We start from the raw sequence: 2,524 nt of genomic DNA, 5'->3' as shown, positions 1-2,524 counted from the left end.
GCAGGGAATTGTTATTCTATGCCAAAAGGATACCTAACGTTATCTGCCAGGAGTTTATCGAGGGTACCGAGCATACGTGCGATGTATATGTTGACTTCTGCTTGAGAGTTCGCTGCGTCGTTCCGAGAAAACGAATCGAGATAAGAGCCGGCGAGGTAAGCAAGGCACAGGTGGTAAAAGATCCCCGCATTATGAGCGAAGCTGCGATATTGGTTGAGACCCTCGGGGCCGGGCCGGGCGTTATAACTCTGCAACTGTTTCTGACAAAAAACGACAAAGTTAAATTTGTCGAGATAAATCCGCGGTTCGGCGGCGGCGCACCATTGTCAATCAAGGCCGGGGCCAACTTTCCAAAATGGATATTGCAGGAACTGTCAGGCAAAAAAACAAATATCCGTCTCGACGGCTTCAAAGATGATTTAATTATGCTCCGCTACGACGGCGAAGTCTGGTTAGAAAATCCATAGCAGCAAAAACCACAAAATAACAGTGGAAGAAAGATTACTTGAATTGAGATTTCCCACTTAGAATCCCTAATTCATACGAAGCAGAGTTTGGGTGAAAAGCATAAAGTCTTGACAATGCCAGGGATTTTTGATAATATTGTTGATGTCGAAAGGTGCGAATTGTGTTTTTTGAGCGTTTATCTGGGAAATTTCGATATGACAAAAATTTTAGGAATCTCTGCTTTCTACCATGATTCAGCTGCTTCTCTTCTTGAAGATGGAAATATTCTCGCTGCGGCACAGGAGGAACGTTTCACGAGAAGGAAACATACGAGTGATTTTCCATCGAATGCGATAAAGTATTGTATGGATAATTCAGGTTTTACCATTGACGAACTGGATGCAGTGGTTTTTTATGACAAGCCTCTTCTTAAATTCGAGCGGCTTTTAGAAACATATTACGCTTTTGCTCCCAAAGGATTACCATCATTCTTAGCAGCTATGCCCGTTTGGGTGAAGGAAAAATTTTTCCTAAAAAAGATAATTCGTGATGAGCTTGGTAAAATAGGAGAATACAACAAAAGTAAACTGAAGCTTCTATTTACTGAACACCACCTTTCACATGCGGCAAGCGCATTTTTCCCTTCTCCATTTGAAGAAGCAGCGATATTATCAATAGATGCCGTGGGGGAATGGGCAACCGCTTCAATTTGCATTGGCAAGAAAAACACTATCTCAATCCTGAAGGAGTTACGCTTCCCACATTCTGTTGGGCTACTTTACTCAGCTTTCACGTATTATATCGGTTTTAGGGTAAATTCAGGCGAATATAAATTAATGGGACTTGCTCCATACGGCAATCCAATCTCTGAGCGAACTAAACGTTTTATCCAACTGATAAAGGAACATTTAGTTGAAATAAAAGAAGACGGTTCGGTTTGGTTAGATCAGGATTATTTTAACTATGCTACGGGATTGCGTATGATCAAGGAGAAAAAGTGGGAAAGACTATTTGGTTTTCCAAGCAGAAAACCGGAATCAAATGTAGAGCAGCACCATTGCGACCTTGCTTATGCAATCCAACAGGTTACAGAAGAAATAGTTTTTAAGATGGCCAGCGAAGCCAAAAGCTTAACCGGTGCAAAGTATTTATGTATGGCAGGAGGTGTCGCACTGAACTGTGTAGCCAACGGTAAACTACTGAAATCTAAACTTTTCGATGACATCTTTATTCAACCTGCTGCTGGTGATGCCGGTGGTGCATTGGGGGCTGCACTCGCTGCTCAATACTTATATTTTCAAAATGAACGAAAAATCAATGAAGAAATGGACTCTATGCAGGGTGCTTATTTGGGGCCTGCATACTCCGATAAAGAAATAGAACTAATGAGTAGAAAATTTAAAGCGGTTTTTCACAAATATAATGAATTTTATACTCTGTGTGAGGATGTTTCAAATTTGCTCGCAGATGGAAACGTAATTGGATGGTTTCAGGGAAGAATGGAATTCGGACCACGTGCTTTGGGTAATCGTAGCATTTTAGGAGACGCCAGAAATACTGAAATGCAAAAGAAGTTGAACTTAAAAATAAAATACCGTGAAGGTTTTCGTCCTTTTGCACCCTCTGTCCTAATGGAAGATTGTGCAGATTTTTTTGAATTGCAAACACCTTCTCCATACATGTTACTGATTGCCGCTGTGAAGAAAGAACGAAGAAAAGAACTGCCTGATAACTACAATGAATTGCCGCTACGGGAAAAATTGTATTATATTCGTAGCGATGTTCAATCCATTACACACCTGGATTTCTCCGCACGCATACACACCGTTCACAAAGAAACCAATCCAAGATATTGGCAATTGATAGATACTTTCAAGCAAAAGACAGGTTATGGGATAATTGTTAATACAAGTTTTAATGTTCGTGGCGAACCAATTGTATGCACTCCAACCGATGCTTACAAATGTTTTATGCGGACGGAAATGGACTACTTAGTTGTAGGTAATTATTTATTCATAAAGAGTGAACAGCCCAACTGGCAGGATAAAGAAAAATGGATGGAAATATTTAAGTTGGA

General features: G+C 40.5%; 2 protein-coding genes. Both read left to right on the top strand.

Annotated elements, in window-relative coordinates:
- Window positions 1–467, top strand: a 467-nt coding sequence (locus IIB50_03230) for an ATP-grasp domain-containing protein (protein MCH7530101.1), incomplete at its 5' end; no start/stop codon positions are given.
- 195 nt (window positions 468–662) lie between these two features.
- Window positions 663–2,524 (top strand): carbamoyltransferase (locus IIB50_03225; protein ID MCH7530100.1); only part of this gene is annotated, 1,862 nt, incomplete at its 3' end.

This window comes from Patescibacteria group bacterium (assembly GCA_022560785.1).
In the GTDB taxonomy this organism is placed as follows: Bacteria; Patescibacteriota; Minisyncoccia; order Phycocordibacterales; family JADFSL01; genus JADFSL01.
The sequence above is the reverse complement of the archived record's forward strand: the minus strand, read 5'-3'. Positions and strand labels throughout refer to the sequence as shown.